At 50.3% G+C, this 18,922-nt stretch carries 15 protein-coding genes; 4 read left to right on the top strand and 11 right to left on the bottom strand.

Features of this window, described 5'->3' with window-relative positions; all coding sequences use genetic code 11:
* The first annotated feature begins 193 nt into the window (after nucleotides 1-193).
* Nucleotides 194-808, top strand: coding sequence for a TetR/AcrR family transcriptional regulator (locus tag CBE72_RS06725; RefSeq protein ID WP_100142874.1), 615 nt, complete (start codon nucleotides 194-196; stop codon nucleotides 806-808).
* Between the two features lie 43 nt (nucleotides 809-851).
* Entirely contained in the window at nucleotides 852-1,742 is an 891-nt protein-coding gene (locus CBE72_RS06730; RefSeq protein WP_100142875.1) for a DUF6268 family outer membrane beta-barrel protein, read from the top strand.
* A gap of 90 nt (nucleotides 1,743-1,832) precedes the next feature.
* Here the strand turns inward: CBE72_RS06730 and CBE72_RS06735 are convergent, their stop codons facing one another.
* From CBE72_RS06735 to CBE72_RS06745, 3 genes are all read right to left on the bottom strand, one after another.
* A complete protein-coding gene (locus tag CBE72_RS06735) occupies nucleotides 1,833-2,396 on the bottom strand; it encodes a chalcone isomerase family protein (protein ID WP_100142876.1) in 564 nt (187 codons plus the stop codon).
* Nucleotides 2,397-2,477: 81 nt separating this feature from the next.
* Complete coding sequence (locus CBE72_RS06740; RefSeq protein WP_100142877.1) at nucleotides 2,478-2,957, bottom strand: DUF2947 domain-containing protein; 480 nt, start codon at nucleotides 2,955-2,957, stop codon at nucleotides 2,478-2,480.
* 185 nt (nucleotides 2,958-3,142) lie between these two features.
* Entirely contained in the window at nucleotides 3,143-5,596 is a 2,454-nt protein-coding gene (locus CBE72_RS06745; protein WP_100142878.1) for a 6-hydroxymethylpterin diphosphokinase MptE-like protein, read from the bottom strand.
* A gap of 386 nt (nucleotides 5,597-5,982) precedes the next feature.
* Here CBE72_RS06745 and pseB point away from each other — a divergent pair, with 386 nt between their 5' ends.
* Nucleotides 5,983-6,978, top strand: a complete 996-nt coding sequence (gene pseB, locus CBE72_RS06750; protein ID WP_100142879.1) for a UDP-N-acetylglucosamine 4,6-dehydratase (inverting) — start codon at nucleotides 5,983-5,985, stop codon at nucleotides 6,976-6,978.
* On the top strand, nucleotides 6,975-8,138 hold the full coding sequence (gene pseC / locus CBE72_RS06755; protein ID WP_100142880.1) for a UDP-4-amino-4,6-dideoxy-N-acetyl-beta-L-altrosamine transaminase: 1,164 nt from the start codon (nucleotides 6,975-6,977) through the stop codon (nucleotides 8,136-8,138). The genes pseB and pseC overlap by 4 nt, the downstream gene beginning before the upstream one ends.
* Nucleotides 8,139-8,227: 89 nt before the next feature.
* Here the strand turns inward: pseC and CBE72_RS06760 are convergent, their stop codons facing one another.
* From CBE72_RS06760 to CBE72_RS06795, 8 genes are all read right to left on the bottom strand, one after another.
* On the bottom strand, nucleotides 8,228-9,937 hold the full coding sequence (locus CBE72_RS06760; RefSeq protein WP_100142881.1) for a cytidylyltransferase domain-containing protein: 1,710 nt from the start codon (nucleotides 9,935-9,937) through the stop codon (nucleotides 8,228-8,230).
* Nucleotides 9,934-11,889 carry a glycoside hydrolase gene (locus CBE72_RS06765; RefSeq protein ID WP_100142882.1) on the bottom strand — a complete coding sequence of 652 codons (1,956 nt, stop codon included), beginning with the start codon at nucleotides 11,887-11,889 and terminating at the stop codon, nucleotides 9,934-9,936. Before CBE72_RS06765 ends, CBE72_RS06760 begins: the two co-directional genes overlap by 4 nt.
* Nucleotides 11,890-11,929: 40 nt before the next feature.
* Nucleotides 11,930-12,826: a class I SAM-dependent methyltransferase gene (locus CBE72_RS06770; protein ID WP_100142883.1), complete on the bottom strand. Its 897-nt coding sequence runs from the start codon at nucleotides 12,824-12,826 to the stop codon at nucleotides 11,930-11,932.
* A 13-nt stretch (nucleotides 12,827-12,839) separates the two neighbouring features.
* Nucleotides 12,840-14,138 (bottom strand): ATP-grasp domain-containing protein, encoded by a 1,299-nt coding sequence (locus CBE72_RS06775; protein WP_167387649.1) that lies wholly within the window; start codon nucleotides 14,136-14,138, stop codon nucleotides 12,840-12,842.
* Entirely contained in the window at nucleotides 14,135-15,943 is a 1,809-nt protein-coding gene (locus CBE72_RS06780; RefSeq protein WP_100142885.1) for a 1-deoxy-D-xylulose-5-phosphate synthase, read from the bottom strand. Before CBE72_RS06780 ends, CBE72_RS06775 begins: the two co-directional genes overlap by 4 nt.
* A 38-nt stretch (nucleotides 15,944-15,981) precedes the next feature.
* The gene (locus CBE72_RS06785) at nucleotides 15,982-16,731 is read right to left on the bottom strand and encodes an SDR family NAD(P)-dependent oxidoreductase (protein ID WP_229671905.1); all 750 of its coding nucleotides are present in this window, start codon (nucleotides 16,729-16,731) and stop codon (nucleotides 15,982-15,984) included.
* 9 nt (nucleotides 16,732-16,740) lie between these two features.
* Nucleotides 16,741-17,967 (bottom strand): polysaccharide pyruvyl transferase family protein, encoded by a 1,227-nt coding sequence (locus tag CBE72_RS06790; RefSeq protein WP_100142887.1) that lies wholly within the window; start codon nucleotides 17,965-17,967, stop codon nucleotides 16,741-16,743.
* Between the two features lie 68 nt (nucleotides 17,968-18,035).
* Nucleotides 18,036-18,881 carry an N-acetylneuraminate synthase family protein gene (locus CBE72_RS06795; protein ID WP_167387650.1) on the bottom strand — a complete coding sequence of 282 codons (846 nt, stop codon included), beginning with the start codon at nucleotides 18,879-18,881 and terminating at the stop codon, nucleotides 18,036-18,038.
* Between the last annotated feature and the right edge of the window lie 41 nt (nucleotides 18,882-18,922).

Below are 18,922 nucleotides of genomic sequence, written 5' to 3' on the forward strand. Positions count from 1 at the left end.
GGCTCTGGTGCCTTTGGTTTTCCGACTTCCTTGATGCGCTGTTGCAACGGCTTCTCCCTGCTCTGCTTGCTGATTGTTAATAACGAGTTAAACTGGACTTGCTAGTCTAATTTGGCTGAACTGGACTGTCTAGTCTATTTTGTGCTCTAATGCCTTCCAAGACGTTGCCGAACAAGGTGTAAGTCATAAGGTTATGAATAATCAGCAATTAACTCGTAGCGAACAGAAGAAGGCTCAGATATTGGAGGCCGCTATCGAACTCTTCTGCGCCCAGGGGTTTCCCCATACCAGCATGGATGAAGTGGCTAAGAGGGCCGGGGTATCGAAACAAACGGTTTACGCTCATTTTGGCTGTAAGGATGAGCTGTTTGTGGCGGCTATCGAGTCCAAGTGTGTGGTGCGTCAGGTTGCCGAAGAACTGTTGGCCGACGCTGTACGGCCGGAGCAGGCGCTGGCGGTGTTTGCCGAGTATTTCGGCGAGCTGATCGTCAGTGAAGATGCCATTACCGTTTATCGCGCCTGTGTTTCCCAGGTCGATACTCATCCGGAACCGGCGCAGCTTTATTTCGATGCCGGACCCGAGTATATGTTGAGGTTGCTGGTGGATTTCTTTACTCAGGTTGAGCGTCATGGCGGTTATCACTTCGGCAACAAGCGTCAAGCCGCGGTGAGACTGAGTCTGATGCTATTTGGTGAGCTACGGCTCAGGAAAGAGCTGGGGCTGGATACCGGACAACTCGAGGCGCAACACAGGGATTATTGCATTGAAACGGCGGGATTGTTTCTCAAAGCGCATAGGTTGGAATAGCGTATGGTTATAATTGGGCATTTTCAAAGCAAAGGGACATGAAATGAAAAAAACGGCCGCATTTATCTTACTGGGCGCTATGAGTGCCAGCACCGGCTTATTGGCCGCAGAGGCTCCACCCTCCCGTTATAGCCTGAGCCTGGCGACGATTGAAAATGCCGATACGGATATTGACGGTGGCGGAGAGCTGGGACGCCGCAGCTATCTTCTGGGCGCGCGGGCAGACTGGCAACTGAATGAGCGTTGGGGGCTGGGTGTCAGCCTAGGTTATGACAAATTGAACTGGGATTTCTCTGCTTTGCCAACCTATGGCGCCAGTGATATTGCTTTTGCCGCCAGTCAGTTCGACTCGGCCCAGCGTTACTCGGCTTCTGTCAGCTTGAGATATACCCTGAACCGGCATTGGAGTCTGATGTTGGCGCCTCAGTTGCAGTATGCCTACAGTGATAACGTCTCCTCATCGGACGCTGAAAGTTATGGTGTGATTGCCGGTGCAGTTCACAGGTTTGATTCGGGTAATATGTTGGGCTTTGGAGTGGCTTATCTCAATGATATCAGTGAGGTAAGAACAGTTCCTTACTTGCTTATCGATTGGCAACTCAGTGATAGATGGCGGGTGGGTAACCCCTTTCAGGCAGGTTTTACCGGTCCGGCCGGGATAGAGTTCAGTTATCGGATTTCGTCTGAGGTGGAACTGGGACTGGGATCATCTCATCGCACTGAGCGGATCTTGGTGGGGGAAAACGAACAGACACTGGAGCTGACGGAAATCAGCAGCTTCGCCCGTTTGGGTTGGCAGCTGGGACAAGGATTCAATCTCAACGCCTATTTGGGTTACTTCATCAACCCGGAACTTGAGTTGAGCGAGCCGGAGATCAAGCGGGAGCTGGATAACTATTTGGCCGGCGCCGTTCATCTCAGCTATCGTTTTTGATTAATTTGCCCGCAGGAGCGGGCAAGTTAGTTTCATCGATTAAACCGGGTCATTCGCTAAGCGATTGGCCCGGGAAATTCATTCAGAGGCTCAGTTAGCCAGCATCGCCTTTTTCAGGCTGCCCTGCGCCGGTCCATCGCCGAGCCAAATGTTCAGCAGCGCGCGGCGAAAGTTTTCTCCGGCGATAGTGTCCTGCAATTCACCGTTCTTGTAGGCACTGACACCATTTTCCTGGCTGGTATACAGGAGAAAGGTATCGCCTTGTTTGATCTCTTCCTGAAACAGGCTCATAAATCGGTCGATATCGGCCTGTATGGCCTCAGTTTTACCGCCTGTGGCGTCATCGAAGCCTTCAGTAATCGCCGAGCGCATCTTATCTGCGGTGATAAGACCCGAGACTATCTTCAAGCTGACTGCTGCCTGTGGCTGGGCCAATACCTCGGCTGTGGTAGTCGCCTTAGCAGGCAGATAGAGCCCCCCAATATATAGATCCATAAAGAACTTGCTGCGTACCCCGGCACCATTGAGATTAAGCGGGGTTGCTGCCTGAATGCTGAGGGTTTCCGGGATATTTTCACCGGCGATTTCACGGGCATCGACCGCAGTGGTCAGTGACAACCCCAGTAACATAGCCGCTAAGGTGATCTTATTCATCTTGTTCTCTTTAGTCTTGGCCGTTGGCGCGTTAATGACGCGATTATGCCTTGGTTATTTATTGAGTGTTTTCAAAAATGCTCAGCCTCGCAGGCCCATTTTGAAGTTGCCATCCTGACTGAACCAGACGGCTTGCTTGTGTTTAGGGCTTATCAGCAGAGGGCCATCATCGAAAAACAGAAAGCATTTCCAGTTACGGGCAAAGACTTCCCAGCGTGTTTGGATCACCTGATACTTTTCATAACAGAAATACACTGTGGCATCCGCTGGCCAATCGATAAATTCGACCAGGGTTTCCGGCAAGCTGTTGTCTTCGCTGTCCCAATGGCTTTGCCAGTATTCGGTCTGATGCCAAGTAGAACTGCGGCTGGCCCAGTCGCCCTTGGTAAAGTCTTCGGCGCAGCTGCTTTTGTTGCTTATCCAGCGATTCCACACTTCCATGGCACTCTTCTGATCCAGCGGTAAAATGGCTGCCTTATCCAGGTCAGTGACCGGCAGATCCTTGTGGTTGAAGATCCATTTGCGACGATACTGATCGAGTGGAATATAGCTGTGATTCAAGTTTGTTCTCCGGGGCTGCGCTTATTTGCCGGGGCATTATAACGGTGGCGAAAGGGGAAAAGAAAGGCCGCATGCGGCGGCGAGGGCAAGGCGAGTCTATTGTATAGGACTTGAGTCATTTGCTGCGAACCACGCCTTGCATCTAAGCATGTAAGCCACATACAAGTGGCTTGCTTGCACCATCTTTATTTCTGGGTTTGTAGTTCGGCTAATCCCTGCTTGGCGCTGAGATTATCCGGATCCAGCTCCAGGACTCTGGAAAATGCGGTGATGGCAGCATCATTTTGTTGTACTGCTCGCATGAACTGCGCCAATTTTAACCATACCTGCAAGTCTTGCGGGTACTTTCCCAGGTAATCCAGATAGGTTTCCAGTGCTTGTTGCCCGTTACCGCCGAGGCGCAATATGTGCGCATATTGCGGTAGAAAACTGTCGTTCAAGCGGCTTAACTCCGCCAGAGTGGTTTCGGCTAGGGAGGGCATATTGAGCTGCAGAGCCAGTATGGAAATCATTCTGAGCTCGGTTTCGGTTGTTTGGTCCTGGGCTATCTGTTGCAGGGCTTGCAGTGCCGCTTCTGGAGCTTGCTGGAGCATATGAAGATTGGCTTTGGCCAACCAGTAGAGGCGTTGATATTCGGGTTTTTCAATTAGTATGGACTCCAAGTATAGTGTCATTTGTTGTAAGCCGTAACTATGTTGCTGACTTTTAAGCAACATTATCTTGTCAAAAACCCTGTCTTGAGTATTTCTGGCTGCGAGCACTTGGCGATATACGGGGCGTGCTTCCGTCAGCATTTGCTGAAAACGGCTCTCGAGTTCATCCACAATCGGTTGCTCTTCAGCTAAGAGTCTATGATGTTGCTGCCAAATCAGGACTCTGCCGGGAGTGTTATCTTTGTGCCACTGTTTAGCCAGCGACTCGAGTTGGCTTTGGGGAGCCTGTTCAAGTAAACGGGACTCTACCCGAGTCAAGGCGTCGGCAATCAGTCCCCCCAAGTGTTTGGCGATGACACTATAGGCTTGATAATAATCCAGGTTCATCTGTTGCATCTGTGCCTGGGTCCACTCATCACTGCTGCGAGCGGTTAAAAATGCCGAAAATTCCTTGAAACCGTAGAATTTAATCAATTGGGCCATGTCATTGTAGTCTTTGTTGAGTTTGGCCTCAGTGGTTTTCAGTAGCTTAAGTAGTTTATTCGAAGGGGTGTGTGAATGGACTTCAGCCTGACAGGCTTTGAATGCCTTATGGGTTAGGCTTTCTACTCGAGTCAGCTTCTGCTTGGCCTGTTCGAGTTGTTGCCGACACTCTAGCAAGTCGGCCTCCTTGTCCGCTGGGTTGAGATTGTGGCCTGAAAGCAACTCTGACAGAGGTTTTTTGCTGTGTGGTAGCGTTATCGCTTCGCTACTACAGTAGTTGATGCCCGCTATTTTGGCGGCATCTTCAGACAGATTGATGTATTCGAGTTGCGGATGCTTGGCAATATCGTTTTCGATTGCTTGGCGGGCATGAAGCAATTGGATGGGGGTTTCCGCCAGGTAACCGCTGTAGGTTTCAACCCATTCACAAATGCCGCCAATATTTGGACCTCGCTTGGCTTCCAGGGTGCCGGATGCATGAGATACACCTTGCTTGGAGAAGCAGAGATCCATACCGGTAAACAGAATGCGGCTGAAACCCATCTCAATTGCCAGCAACAATGAGCTGTTGGTGACAGTAGGGCCTTGAGTGATGATATTGCTGTGTTGGGTTTGCCAAGGGAATCGGTCGCCCAAATAGAGGCTTTTCCCGGCCCACTGGCCAACGATCCAGGGATGGGCATGATAGGAATGAACCAAGAGAAAATCTTTGGGGTATTGCATCATCTCTTTGCTGACATCGAAGCTGAAGGCTTGCGGGTCGACGGTAACCACTATATCTGGGGTGATCCCGTTGGACATGAGTTTGGCGGCAATTCGGGAAACCGCGAATATAGTCAGTCTGTGCTGGTTAGCTTTGAGCCAATCGAGCTGCTGATCCATAGATGGCCCACCTGCCACTATGATAGCGGTTTCACCCTTAAAGGTTCCCCGCAGCAATTCGGCCTTTGTATGATTGTCGCAGACATTTTCCAACTGACGTTGAACAAACTCTTTTTGGCCAAAGTTGACCGCCTGATTAAAGCGTTCGTGATCCAAGGCTTGGGCGATAGCGCTTTTCAGTAAGACATATTCGGGAAGTGTCTCGGCAGCCGCGGCCAGAGAGTGATAATGTTGATAGTGACCCTTGGCGATACAGATATCATTGCCCGCCAGCTTGAGTATCTCGGGTAACTCGGTTTCAGTGGTGATCCACAACTTGCCCTTGAGTGAATCAGGCAGGTCAATATTGAGTAGGGCCAACACTTCGGCAAGCTCGACGAAGATAAAGCGACTTCCGGCCGGAAATGTCATGGATAAGATATAGTTGGCCAACAGCCCCGAGTCCATACCGGTGAAAACATACAAGGTATCTTCAGCATCGAGTTGTTTGGCAAACTTATTGCGATACTGGCTTGCCGAGTCGAGTTGCTCGAACATCTGTCGGTTAACCGCTGGTAGATAGGTCTCGTTAAAACGACTAACGGCAAAGGTATTGAGCATGGCTGACGGAGTGCTTTGCATCTGGGCCCCTGATGGCTTTCACGCCAATTGTCTGACGCGCGATTGTACTTGAGTCCATAATCTCAAGATATGTGCCAGTTTTCAAAGAGAGTGAAGTGATCTCTGTATTGAAAATCGGCTTTTGACTTTCTGTCCTAAGTTTTTGTTATACAATGAAACCTATACTGTGCATACTTTAAGTTATCGGTTAATGGCTTGGTTTGGCTCAAATTTTGTATATTGATCGAGATGAAAAGATGGCGCTNCAATGAAACCTATACTGTGCATACTTTAAGTTATCGGTTAATGGCTTGGTTTGGCTCAAATTTTGTATATTGATCGAGATGAAAAGATGGCGCTTCCCATCAAGGGGAATGCAGGCATGAAAGCAGAGGGCTGAATAATATATGTTCAATAACCAAACGATACTCATTACTGGTGGGACAGGTTCCTTCGGACAGAAATACACCAGAACTCTGCTGGCTCGTTATAAGCCCAAGCGTTTAATTATCTTTTCTCGTGATGAGCTCAAGCAGTTCGAAATGCAGCAGCAGTTTAACGACCCCTGTATGCGCTATTTTATCGGCGATGTGCGCGATAGCGATCGCTTGATGCAGGCGATGCAGGATGTGGACTATGTGATCCACGCCGCGGCAATGAAACAGGTGCCGGCTGCTGAATACAATCCAATGGAGTGTATTAAAACCAATATTCACGGTGCCGAGAACGTAATTAAGGCGGCGATCAGCAATAAGGTGAAGAAGGTGATCGCGCTATCGACCGATAAAGCGGCCAGCCCGATTAATCTTTATGGCGCCACCAAGCTGGCCTCCGATAAGTTGTTTATTGCCGCCAACAACATAGTCGGCAGCGGTAAGACACGTTTTGCAGCGGTGCGTTATGGCAATGTGGTGGGCTCCCGCGGCTCTGTGGTGCCTTTTTTCAAGAAGTTGATTGCCGATGGCGCCGAGTCCTTGCCGATAACCCACCCGGAGATGACCCGCTTTTGGATCACCTTGCAGCAAGGGGTGGACTTTGTGCTGAAGAATTTTGAACGGATGCAGGGAGGGGAGATCTTTGTCCCCAAGATCCCTTCGGTGCGTATTACCGATCTGGCCAAGGCTTATGCACCACATCTGGAGCATGAGATTATTGGTATCCGCCCCGGCGAGAAAATGCACGAAATCATGTGCCCTGCCGATGACTCTCATCATACCCTGGAGTTTGACGATCACTTTGTTATCACGCCGAGTATCCGTTTCTTCGGCCGGGAAACCGACTTTTGTACCAATGCCTTGGGAGAAAAGGGGCAGACGGTAGCAATGGGATTTGAATATAACTCGGGAACCAACCCTCATTTTCTATCCGGGGATGAGATAGTCAAACTGGATGCCGATGTATGATCCCTTACGGTAAGCAGGATATCAGCCCAGACGATATTGATGCTGTCGTTGAAGTTTTGCAATCCGACTGGCTGACTCAGGGTCCCAAGGTGCCGGCGTTTGAACAGGCGATATGTGACTATACTGGTGGCAAATTCGCCGTTGCCGTAAACAGCGCCACCTCGGCTTTGCATATTGCTTGCCTGGCACTCGATGTCGGCCCTGGCGACAGGGTGTGGACATCCCCCATTACCTTTGTGGCTTCTGCCAATTGTGCCTTGTACTGCGGCGCGAAAGTGGATTTTGTCGATATCAATCCCGAGTCCGGTAACCTGTGCCCTGAGGCGTTAAAGGCCAAGCTGGAGCAGGCTAAACGAGAAGGTACTCTACCCAAGGTGGTTATTCCGGTTCACCTCTGTGGTCACAGCTGTGATATGGCGGCTATCGCCGAGCTGGGTAAAGCCTATGGATTCAAGATCATCGAAGATGCTTCCCATGGTATCGGTGGCAGCTATCAGGAGCATAAGCTTGGTAGCTGTGAGTTTTCGGATATCACGGTTTTCAGCTTTCATCCGGTCAAAATTATTACTTGTGCCGAGGGGGGCATCGCACAGACGAATGATCCCGAATTGGCGTTTAGGCTTGGGTTATATCGAAGCCATGGGATTACTAAAGAGCCGCTCAAAATGCTGCGCCCAGACGAAGGCGACTGGTACTACGAGCAACATGCCCTGGGCTTCAATTACCGTATGACAGATCTGCAGGCGGCGCTGGGGCTTTCGCAACTTAAGCGCTTGGATGAATTTGTCTGCAAGCGCAACCAACTGGCCGCTTATTACAGCCAAGCACTGGTCAAGTTGCCGGTTGTGAGCGTGGAGCCTTTACCCGGTAGTGTGAGTGCTCGTCATCTTTATATGATACGTCTCAAGGAGGCCGGGCGGCGCCGGGCGGTGTTCGATACCATGCGAGAGCGGGGCGTTCAGGTGCACGTGCATTACTTCCCTGTGCACTTGCAACCCTATTACCTGTCTCTTGGCTTCAAAGAAGGTGATTTCCCGGCTGCCGAGCAGTTTTATCATGAGATATTGACTCTGCCTCTTTATCCGAACCTGGATGAAACTGCCCAGCAAAAGGTGCTTGATGAGTTGACCGCCAGCCTAAATACCAGGGCGACGCCTTAAGCTTTTGAATGTAAGCTCGAAAATGTCAGCTTGGGACGGTCAGACTGCCGTGCCGTTGTTTGCTTTACTCTTTGCTATTAGCTTTGTCGCTATTTTAGCAGCGAACTGATTTCAGCCATCAACTGCTTGATGCCGCCATGGTTGGCAAAGACCCTGGCGGCTTCTGTTTGCAATTTTTCGCGCTCTTTGGCATCACTGAGCAACCATTCAAGTTTGTCAATGGCATCCGAGAGCGAGTCGCTGATAAGGCAAGATTGCGTTTTTTCCAGCATCGCCAACTCGGCGTCATCGCACAGATGCCTTGGCGGCAGCAGCAAAGTCGCCGCCCTTGCATAGATGGATTCAAACAGCGACAAGCCATAACAGCTCAGCACTACTTCGGATTCGGCAATCCATTGCTTGAGATTTTCCGGATTTTTCAGCACTTGGATATTACACCCTGCAGGTAATACAGGCCTAGGCGCCAATGGCCCCTGGATCCAGACTATTGGCCAATCGGTATGCAGTTGACTCAGTAACCCAGGCAACGCTTGGCCATACCCCAGGGCATCGCTGCCGCCGGTCAATACCAAAATTTGAGGCTTCTTCGGCCTTTGGGGAAGGGGACTGAACAGGTAGTTTTGCCAGCCGGAAGATACCTTGGGATGTTGCAGTGAGGTATTGAAGCTGGGAATGAACAGCCAATCCAACTCAGGTAACAACGGTGCCAGTTTATCTATGCCGACAAGTTTACATCCCTTGTGTCTTAAGTTTTGCAGCGACTGCTTGATGGCAGGTAGAGCGATAAAGTCCGGGTGGAGATCCAGTATGATCAGCGGGTTGGCATCGGCCTTCAACGCGGTAAGCCATTCCGCCGGCGTTTGATACCAAGTGACTTTTGCCGATGATGTCTGGGCGAGTAAGTTAGGTGTCGAGCCTTCGTAGAGCGCATGAACTCGGGCACCTATGGCCAGATACTCCTGCAAGGCATCGGCGATTAACTCGGCGCGCTTGAAGTGTCCCAGGCCGATATCCGCTCCCAAGTGACAATAGATACTGGCCTTGGCGTATTGACGATCGGCGGCTTTTTGCTGCACATGGGCGTTGATGGCGCTCAAGGCCGGGTCGCTGAGCAGTTGCTCCTGAACCCAGGCGAGGCTAACGATAGAGTCTGCCGGATGCTCGGCGTACCAGCGGCGGTAGACCTCGGCCATGAAGCGGTAATCGGCCTGGGTATCGACAGAAATTCGCTGCTGGACTTTTGAATAGTCGCCGCTGTCGGGAATGCTCAAACGTTCGAGTATCGGGGTTAACTTATCCCCATAGCCTACGTGCTCTCTGGACATGGCGCATTGACTGACCGACTTCAATTTGTCCCAGCCCCGGCGGCTATAGAAGGCCATGCCTTCATGCATAGAAACAACGCCTGGATTCAGTTTAATGCTGTCTTTCCCCGATGCCTTGAGCGCTTTCAGCCCATGGTCGATAAAGCCGGGATCTATCAGCGGACAATCACCGCAGACGTAGAGAATATAATCCGGATCTTGCCTTTGGATTATGCTATCAAGCCTTGCCATCAGGTCGTTGACATCGCCTTCATAGGGATGACATTCAACGCTATGCTCAGCAGCCCAATCCAGCAGTGGGCGGTTAAAGTCATCTGCGGTTGTGGCCAGTTCACTGTCATTTACTTCTTGGCATTGCATCAGTCTGCGCCAAATATGGCTAATCATGGGTTTGCCGGCCAGTGGCAATAAGTGTTTTCCCGCCAGACGACTTGAGTTGAGCCTGGCCCCGACAATGGCAAGTGTCTTGGTCATAGCGGCTGTTCCTCTGTTTTGGGTGTTTCTGTTGCCGAAGGGTGAGAGGTTTGGCTATCGGGACTGATGCACAGCTCAAGGCTCAACAGTTGCCCGCCGGGTTTGAGGGTTTCATCGGCCTCAGCCAGCGAGAACCACAGCCGATTCAGATACTGTTCATCGATTTTTTTGCTGGAAATCATCGGCAAGGCGGCACAAAGCGCGGGGTTCCAGTCAATGCGAATGCCTCTTGCCCGGGTGCCAAAACAGATGGAGCCCGCGGTTGCCCCCAAGGCGCTGGATGAAGAGACTATCGAGGAGATTGGCGCGCCTTGGTCCATGTCATGGGTTATTTGGAAATATTCATCCCTGTGACCACCGAGACGGGTCTGATACCAGGCCCGCTGCTCACAATCGAGTAGGGTCATAAAGCCTAAACGTACCGAGGCTTCGGGGCGGCAGCTCTCTTCGAAATGAAAACCGCTAAAGAGGCGCTCACCTTCGAGCCGATACCATTTTAATATCGCGCCGCTCTTGAGCGCTTGGCGGCAATAGATGACCAGGCAGCCGTCTTGCTCCCCTAGCTGGTATTCCACTCGATTGAGATCGGCCACTCTGTCGCGGTCGCGAAAACGCTCCAGCAGGAGGTGATTGCTGTAAAAATCGACGCCATAGCTGATATGGTCGAAGTAGCCGTGTGATAGGGTACCGACAACCGCTTCAAAGTCATGGCTGGCAAAGGCCAGCGTATCAATTGCCAGACCGCGATTGCCGTTGAGTGTCAGCTTGATGTCCGGAGTTTGCACCTCCAGCCTACGCCTGGCCTCATCATAATGAACGTGGATGTCTTTACGGGCTTGCCAGGGCGCAAATGTTGGTGCGGCCGAAGCGCTCTTGGTCAATGCCAGCGCCTCGTAGCGTGCTTGGGTCAGGTGGGTTCTGAGATCGCTGGCCCAGAGGCGGCACAAGTCTCGCCAACTCGTATCGTCTGTATCGGGCTGCGCCTTAAGCTCGGCCAGCCTTTGGTAACAAAGGCTATTGAGGTGGAGATCATTGCGGCCACTTAGCCCCCAACGGGTAATGTTGTATTTGGCCTGTTTCTTGACCGAAACCGGGTGCTGGGCATTGGTGAGCACCATAGGCTCTAAGTCTTGCCAATGTTGCAGCAGTTTAGTGGGGAGGCTCCACTGGTAGCCGTCCAGGTCATTGAGGGTCATGAACAGCTGCGCTATGCGCTGCCATTCGCCGCTTATTGGCTCGGCTTCTGTATGGTAGCGCCCGGGACGGAAGTCAAACACTTCGGCATCGCTGCCATAAACCGGAAATGCCACAGAGCCGGGTTTCAACACCTTGCGCAGATATTGCAGATAATCTTCCAGAGTTAGCTCGCCGTGAACATAGCGCTGGAATTTTTGAAAGGCGATGGCATGGTTCCAGATGACCTTGATCTGTCGGCCGCTGGCGCTCTTTAACGATTGCGGCCGCATTAGCCGCTCTCGTTGCCACTCTGGGTTATGGGAAAAGGGATTGTCCCACTCCACCACCACGGCTTCGAAGCCTTTATCTATGTAGATATCAAGCAAGCCGGCTGAAACCGCTTGTTCATTGAGATAGGCGAGTCTGGGGCTTATACCCAACAGGCGCTGATAAGCCTCTTGACCCAACCTCAGGTTGGCACAGTTGACCTCGGCCGGGATCAGCGGCCCTATGATTTGGCTGTCGCCGCTGGCAACCAACTCGCATTTTTGTTGCTTCAACAGTTGTTTGAAGCGAATGACCCAGGCCGGGTCTACCGCGTTGATACACTCGAGTGTATAAGCGGTTAGCTCAAGACCAACAGGTATGCCCCCCTCAGCTAATTGCAATAATGGCCAGTAGCAGCGTTTTACCACCTCAGAGTGCTGCTCTGTTTCAATGGAGGAAAACGCCAGGTTGAGGTGAAAAACTGTATATAATTTGCAATTGGCTGGCATCTTGTGGCCCGATAATGACTGGATATTGATATTGTCTTGATTATTTTTGAGCGTAGATACAGATCTCTCTACCGAGCTCCAGTTCTGCTAGAGCTTGATAGAGGCGGCGTTTCAAATCGTTTTTCCCAGCCGCGGCAAGCTTGGTCTCAAACCTGACCCGTTTATGATGACACGCTCGTCCCAAGGTATTGTTGCCAACATAGTTATCGCCCATAAGCAGAAACATATCCAAAGGAAAGCTAGTTTCTTTTTGTATGATATTAAATCCCTGCTTTTCCAGTAAGCCTTGAAGGCTACTTGGAGAAAAATAGTTCAGGTGATGATCCGGGCAAACCCACCAAGGTTGATAATTGTCCTCGTCCCTCAACGTTTGCTGGAACGGGTTGTAATCATTGGGGGCGGTAATACAGATTATTCCTCCCTCGGCCAACATGCCGTACATAATTTGAATGAGTTCAATGGGGTTGGGCACATGTTCCAGTACCAAGCTGGCATGTATGACGTCAAAGGTTCCCAATTGTTGGGCTGTATCCTGGGTCAGGTAACCTACTTCTTGGTCAACTCCCATACTCTGAGCATAGGCAACGGCCTGCGGAGAAGGTTCAACGCCTTTGACTGTCCAGCCCCTGTTTTGACCGTATTTTAGGAAATAACCGGCACCGGCGCCCACATCCAATAGATTTCTGCGATCTATAGGAAGATGTTGCTCAAAGGTGTCGTATCTGTCGGCATATTGCAGATTAAGCCAAGGCTCATCTTGTTGTTTTTGAACGAAATGAGTAGGTCTTTCGGTAACGTAAAAGGCTTCTTTGTAGAACTTATCCAGTTCTTCGAAAGAGGGCAGTGGCGACACATGGGTAAAACCGCAGACTTCACACTCTATGATGTCGTAGCCCGCTTTAGCGTCTATTTTTTTGCCGTAATGTGATGAAGTCATGAGGTATCCTTTTTCAGTCCCGGGGTTGAATCGATAATAGATGTTCTTGCATGGAAGTCGGGCGCCCAGAATACCAATAGCCGTTGACTTTAAAGCGGGTGTGACTATAAGCCAATTCTATCTGCTGTGTTAGCGCTTCCTGTGATGGGGCTGCCAATACAAAAACACCGCTGCGATTGGCATGAGATAGTATTTCCGGCAGTTGAGATCCTATTTGAGGGTAGAACTCCAGTTTGCGACAGAATGCTTGGGACTCGAGCCACTCCAGCCCTTCAATTTCCTGCAGCTGTCCTGGCGGCAGAAAGAAATAACGGTTGGCAACCCAAAGCCGATGTTTTGGGGTCAGTTCTTTAAGGTTTACTGAATTACTCAATGCAATATCAATGACAGTTTCAACGTAGTTTATGCCGCAGGACAGCGGAACCAAGCTGGCGGAAAAATCTCCACCACTGAGGCGAGCTGCCATTTCTATTACCATGGGACCACGGCGTGGACAGATGACTATGTCTCCCTTTGCCACGCCGGAGGTTATTCCAAGGGCCCTGGCGGCACGTTCTGCCAAGGAAGATATCTGAGCTTGCGCTTCAATGGATTGACGACTGGGCAACCATCCGCCGTTTTCCATGATATTTGGCCAAAAGCACTCCATACCTTCATAGGCTCTATCGGCAAAACCGGGCGTTGCAGCCTGAGCGCCGTCGATAATACTTTCAGTGCTTATTTGTGGCCCTTCAATAAACTCTTCCAGCAGAATCTCATTGTTGAGCGAGAAGGACCTGGCATGAGCCAACGCTGATGCCACCTCTGCTGTATCTTGAATGATCCTCACCCCGCGAGAGCCAGCCCTGTCTGTCGGTTTAATGATCAGTTTGTCACAGCCCCACTGTTGCCAGAGTGCCAAGATGGCAGCTTCGCTGTCGACCAGTGCATAGTTGGGAACCGGGATCCCCATCTGTTCAAAGCGTTGTTTCATGGCGAACTTGTGGGATGCCCAGAGGCCTGTTTGCTGACTGGGACCTGGCCAACCAAAGTGCTTGGCGATAGCGGCTACCAAGTGGGGGATATCGCTGCCCATGGTGGATACACCTGCCAGATTAACCCCGTTTGACAGTAATTGTTCACAGTAGTGGATTACCCGGTCAACATTTGAAAAGTCGATGGGTTGTGAATAATCGGCTATCTGGAGTCCGGGTGCATCGGGATTGGCATCCACGGCAACAGTGATATAGCCCATACGCTGGGCCGTTTGGATCATGAATAGTTGATCAGAGCCTGCACCTAGGACCAACAGGGCCTTTGCTGGTTGGGTCATAGTGCAATATTCCATCTGGCCAGGACTTGCCGGTAGACACTATCGGCGTCTATTTGGGTCATTTTTGCCAGTGACTGTTTGTCGCCGGCAGGCAATATGCCTTGCTCCAGCGCATTGACCAAAAGGTCACAATTGAGGCGCTGATCTCTGATGACCTGATTGATGGCCACACCGATACCGTTGTCTTTTTGCCCTTCTTCAAGGCTGATGACTTTGTCGTGTTGCTCCAGTAGCGGTAGTAGACTGGGCAGTGGCAGGGGTTTCAACCAGCGTAAATTGACTACCTGGAATTGCAGCTGCTGCTCATTAGCCAGCTTGTCCCTGAGAGCCACGGCCGTTTGCAATTGGTTGGCTACGGCAATGATCAGGCCATCTTTACCTTGGCAGATCACCTCCACTTCGTCCAGAGGAGTGAGATTGGCCGGCAGGTAATCGGATTCATTATCAGGCACGGTTTCGTAGGGATGTAGCACAATCATGGGCCCTTCAGCATGCTGAGCTCTGGCGTTTATAATCGCTTCCAGATCTCGGCCAGTGCCGGCATAGAAGATTTTCACGTCAGGCAGGCTGCGTAGCAGGCCGAAATCATAGATGCCGTGGTGGGTAGGGCCATCAAACCCGGCAAAACCCGAGCGGGCACTGACTACAGTCACAGGGTGCTGCGGAAAACACAGATCATGGAACAGTTGGTCCCATGCCCTTTGCATAAAGGTGGATTGGAAGCACATGAAGACTTTGTTGCCGGCCATGGCTAATCCGGCAGCCATACCGACTGCATGCTGCTCTGCCATACCGACATCGATGGCCCTATCAGGAAAGGCTTTCATCAGCGCCTCGACGCCTGAGGCATAAGGGGTGGCTGGTGTTAGGGCATAGAGACTATCATCGGTAGCCATTTTTTCCATCAATGTATCGCCCACTATCCCCTGGAATGTTTTGCCAGTGAGGGTTGCGGCAACGCCAGCGCCGGTTTCAGGATCAAAGGGCATAGAGAAGTGCAGTTTATAGGGGTGGTTATCTGCCAGCGCCAGTCCACGTCCTTTCTCAGTCTTTACATGGATAACTACTGGAGTGGAATGACCTGCCTTAGTCCCTTTTTGCTTGGCTTCATCCATGCCTTGTAAAAGCTTGGATAGGTCATGGCCATCGTCAATGGCGACGTAGCCAAATCCCATACCTTCAAACCAAGCGCGGCTGCGTTGTTGCCAATCGGGTGCCGAGAACAGTTTATGCAGTGCTCCCAGATTGGGAGGAATACTCATGCCGTTATCATTGATGACAATGTAGAGTGGTAACGGATATTCGGCCGAAAAATTCAGACCCTCAAAGGCCATACCTTCTACCATGGAGCCGTCACCAATAAAGGCAATGACGCGGCCTCCCTGTCGCTGTTTCATCTTGCTATATGCCAAACCACAGGCAATGGGAATTGCCGTGCCTGCATGAGAGGCTTCCATCAAGTCAAAGTCGCTTTCATGGTGGGAGACAAAGCGCGACATGCCGCCCATTTGGTTGAGGCTGGCAAAGGATGACATTCTGCCGGTTAGCAGTTTATGGGTATAGCCCTGATGACCGACATCAAACAGAATCGCGTCACCGTCTTTGTCTTCGAGGGGGCTAATATCGAAGGCGTGATGCAGGGCGATAGTCAGCTCAATGACCCCCAGATTGGCACCTATATGACCACCGGTTTTGCTGATGTTGGATATCAGAAATTGCCGTATTTCTGTTGCTAAAGATTCTAACTCATTCAGTCCCAAATCTTTTATATCGGCAGGCACTCTTAGTGTTTCCAGAATAGCCATGATGTTAGTTTCTCCCTTAGATTTGAAATAGTTGCGAGTTAGCCTAGATAAGCGCCGCCGCTTACACTGAGTACTTGTCCGGTAATATAGTTTTGTTCATCAGAAGCCAGAAACACGCAAGTAGCAGCAACATCTTTGAGCTCTCCGGCACGTTTAACCAGCGTCATATCGATAATTTTTTGTCCAGCCGGACTGGCCAGCTCATCAGCTGTTTGTTCGGTCAACATTATTCCAGGTGCAATCGCATTAACCATAATATTGTGTTCCGCACCATAACGAGCCAAAACCTTGGTTAGGCTATTCAGCCCGGCTTTAGACACCGCATAATGAACAGTTTTGGGGCCATGATACTGACCCGCCACTGAGGAAATATTAATGATACGGCCGAAATTCTGGGACTTCATATGAGGAAAAACCTCTTGGCAACAGATAAATGGCCCCTTTAAGTTGGTGTCCATTATCAGGTCCCAGTCATCGTCTGTAATTTCGTCAAACCAACCTCGCTTGTTTATACCTGCATTATTTACCAAGATATCTATTTTGCCGAAGGCGTCCAAGGTGGAGGAAAACAGCCTTTGAATATCAGCTCGTTTAGATACATCTGCTTGTATAACAATAGCTTGAGCACCGATAGACTCTACTTGTTCTTTGACTTCTTGTGCTGCCTGGAAGTTGTCCCGGTAGTTGATCACAACATGGGCTCCTTCTTTGGCAAACTGAACGGCGATAGCTCGCCCAATCCCACGAGAGCTACCGGTAATGATGGCAACTTGATTTTTTAACCGCATAATTTTCCCTTAAGATGAAGCTTCCAAACAATCAACCGCCAACTCTGAGTAGGTGAGGATATCTTTACACCCTTGCGCGACTTTTGTGATTCGGTTTTGCTTAATCTTTTGCTGATTTTCAACTAATTGATTGGTTAGCTTTTTAAGATTCTGGAGGCTCATTTGATTTGGTGCCAACACATATTCCTCCTCATTCAAGTATTCCATAAATGAGGCTACTTTGGGGTTATAGTCAATGGCAATGGAAGGTACTCCCTGAATAGCACTGCAAACATTGGCATGCAGGCGGGTCGCTATAGCAAAGTTGGCCCCAACATAGGCTGCACAAGTTTGATAAACATCTAGTGCTTGTTCAACTAAAACAACCTTGGTTTGATGGGTCATAAGAGCGTGAATCTGCCTGGCAACAACACGATCGTCTTCCTGTGGATTCCCGTGTTGGTAAATTTGCTGTGGAATGAATACCACTGTTTTGCCAAGCTCTTCCACCAAATAGTCGGCAAATGCCGCGAGCGTTTGCTGGTAAAGGAGATTGTCTTCTGGTGACTGAGGTAGATAGCGGACACTGATGGCAACAAATCCAGGTTCAATAGCCAGAGGGTTATTGGCGATTTGTTCTTTCGCATTGAATAAGCCCATTACGGCATCTGGCAGTACCTTGGCTTCACCTTTGTAGCCGAGAGCTTTGAGGTTATGTAAGCTCAAGGGATCTCTCAAGGTAATACAATCGGCAATAGTTGAGGAAAAGTAGCTTAATTTTTGTCCGTAACAACTACTGAGTGGCCCTACAGAAATACCGTACCACATTACGGGGACGGCATTCATTCTTGCCATTATTGAAAGCACGCTGAAATAAGGTACTGGTCCTCGAAAGAGTTCAATGGCGTAATCTACCAAGAAGTTTCCGGCACCCAGAACCAGTAAGTCAGCGGTTGCTATCTCGCCAAATAGTTCATTCAATACCTGGGTATCATCATCATAATTAAATCCTTGAAACCATTTCCCTAAGCTTTCTGCCTTGGTTTCATACTCAAGATTTTTTACGCTGCGAAGCCCGTAAATACTATAATCCTGATCTAAGTGGCGGCTTAGTACTACTCCCTCAAAATCTCCAAATTGCTGACGTAGCTGGTCTATCAATACCACCAAGGCTGCATCATCGCCGTGACTGTAGATACCATAGGCTCCGGCAAAAATGATTTTTTTGCGACGAGATGTAGTGGAGTGGGGGTTCATATGGGTTTCCTATATCAACAAGAGGCTGCACCTAAGTGGTTTAATCCTGTAGGTAACAATTGCGTTAGTTATCTAAGGTGTTTTAGCGGCCGCAAACCATCGCTGGGGTCGGCGCGCCAGTCGCGATCCGGCGCTTCGCTGGGTGCCAGGAGTTTGCTGCTCTGACCATCGATAAGCTCGGCTTCGCGGCATTCGGCGATCACCGGCTGCATCTGCTGGGGTAGCCAACAGTGCCCCGCAGCGTATTCGGCGCCCTGTTCATCCAGGTCGATATGAAATTCCACGCAATCGGCTTGCCAGCGGCCTACGGCGCGGCGAATCACCGCCGCTGATACGCTGTGATCAGACCAACCTACTTTAACTCCATAGCGCTCCCGAAAAGCGCCAATTACCGCCAGGTTGCAATCGGATTTAGGTGTCGGGTAGGCCGATACGCAGTGCAGCAGGGTAATATCGCGGCAACCCGAGTCTTTCAACACAGAGATAGCGTGATCTATCTCATCGAAGTTGGCCATGCCGGCAGAAATGACCACGGGTTTTCCTGTCTTGGCACAGGCTATCAGCAGTTCATCCCATAGCAGTTCATAAGAGGCGATTTTGTAGAAATCGACATAGGGCTCAAGCTCTTTGACGGCATCGAGATAAAAAGGCGTGCAGGAAAATGCAATGCCGTGGCTATCGCAGCAGCGTTTCAACTGTGGCAGAAAACTGACCGGCAGTTCCCAATCCTTGCGTTTTCTGTGCATTTCGCTCTTTTCGAGGATCTCGGGGGCGAACAGCTGATCAATTTTAAAGAGCTGAAACTTGACGGCATCACAGCCGATGGCCGCCGCAGACGCAATAAAATCAAAGCAGCGTTCCAGATCCCTATGATGATTGCTGGAGACTTCGGCAATAAAAAGCGTATGTTTCATCAGTTTCTTCCGCTTGGGTGATTCAAGTGCTTTATCGGCAC

This window comes from Shewanella carassii (assembly GCF_002777975.1).
In the GTDB taxonomy this organism is placed as follows: domain Bacteria; phylum Pseudomonadota; class Gammaproteobacteria; order Enterobacterales; family Shewanellaceae; genus Shewanella; species Shewanella carassii.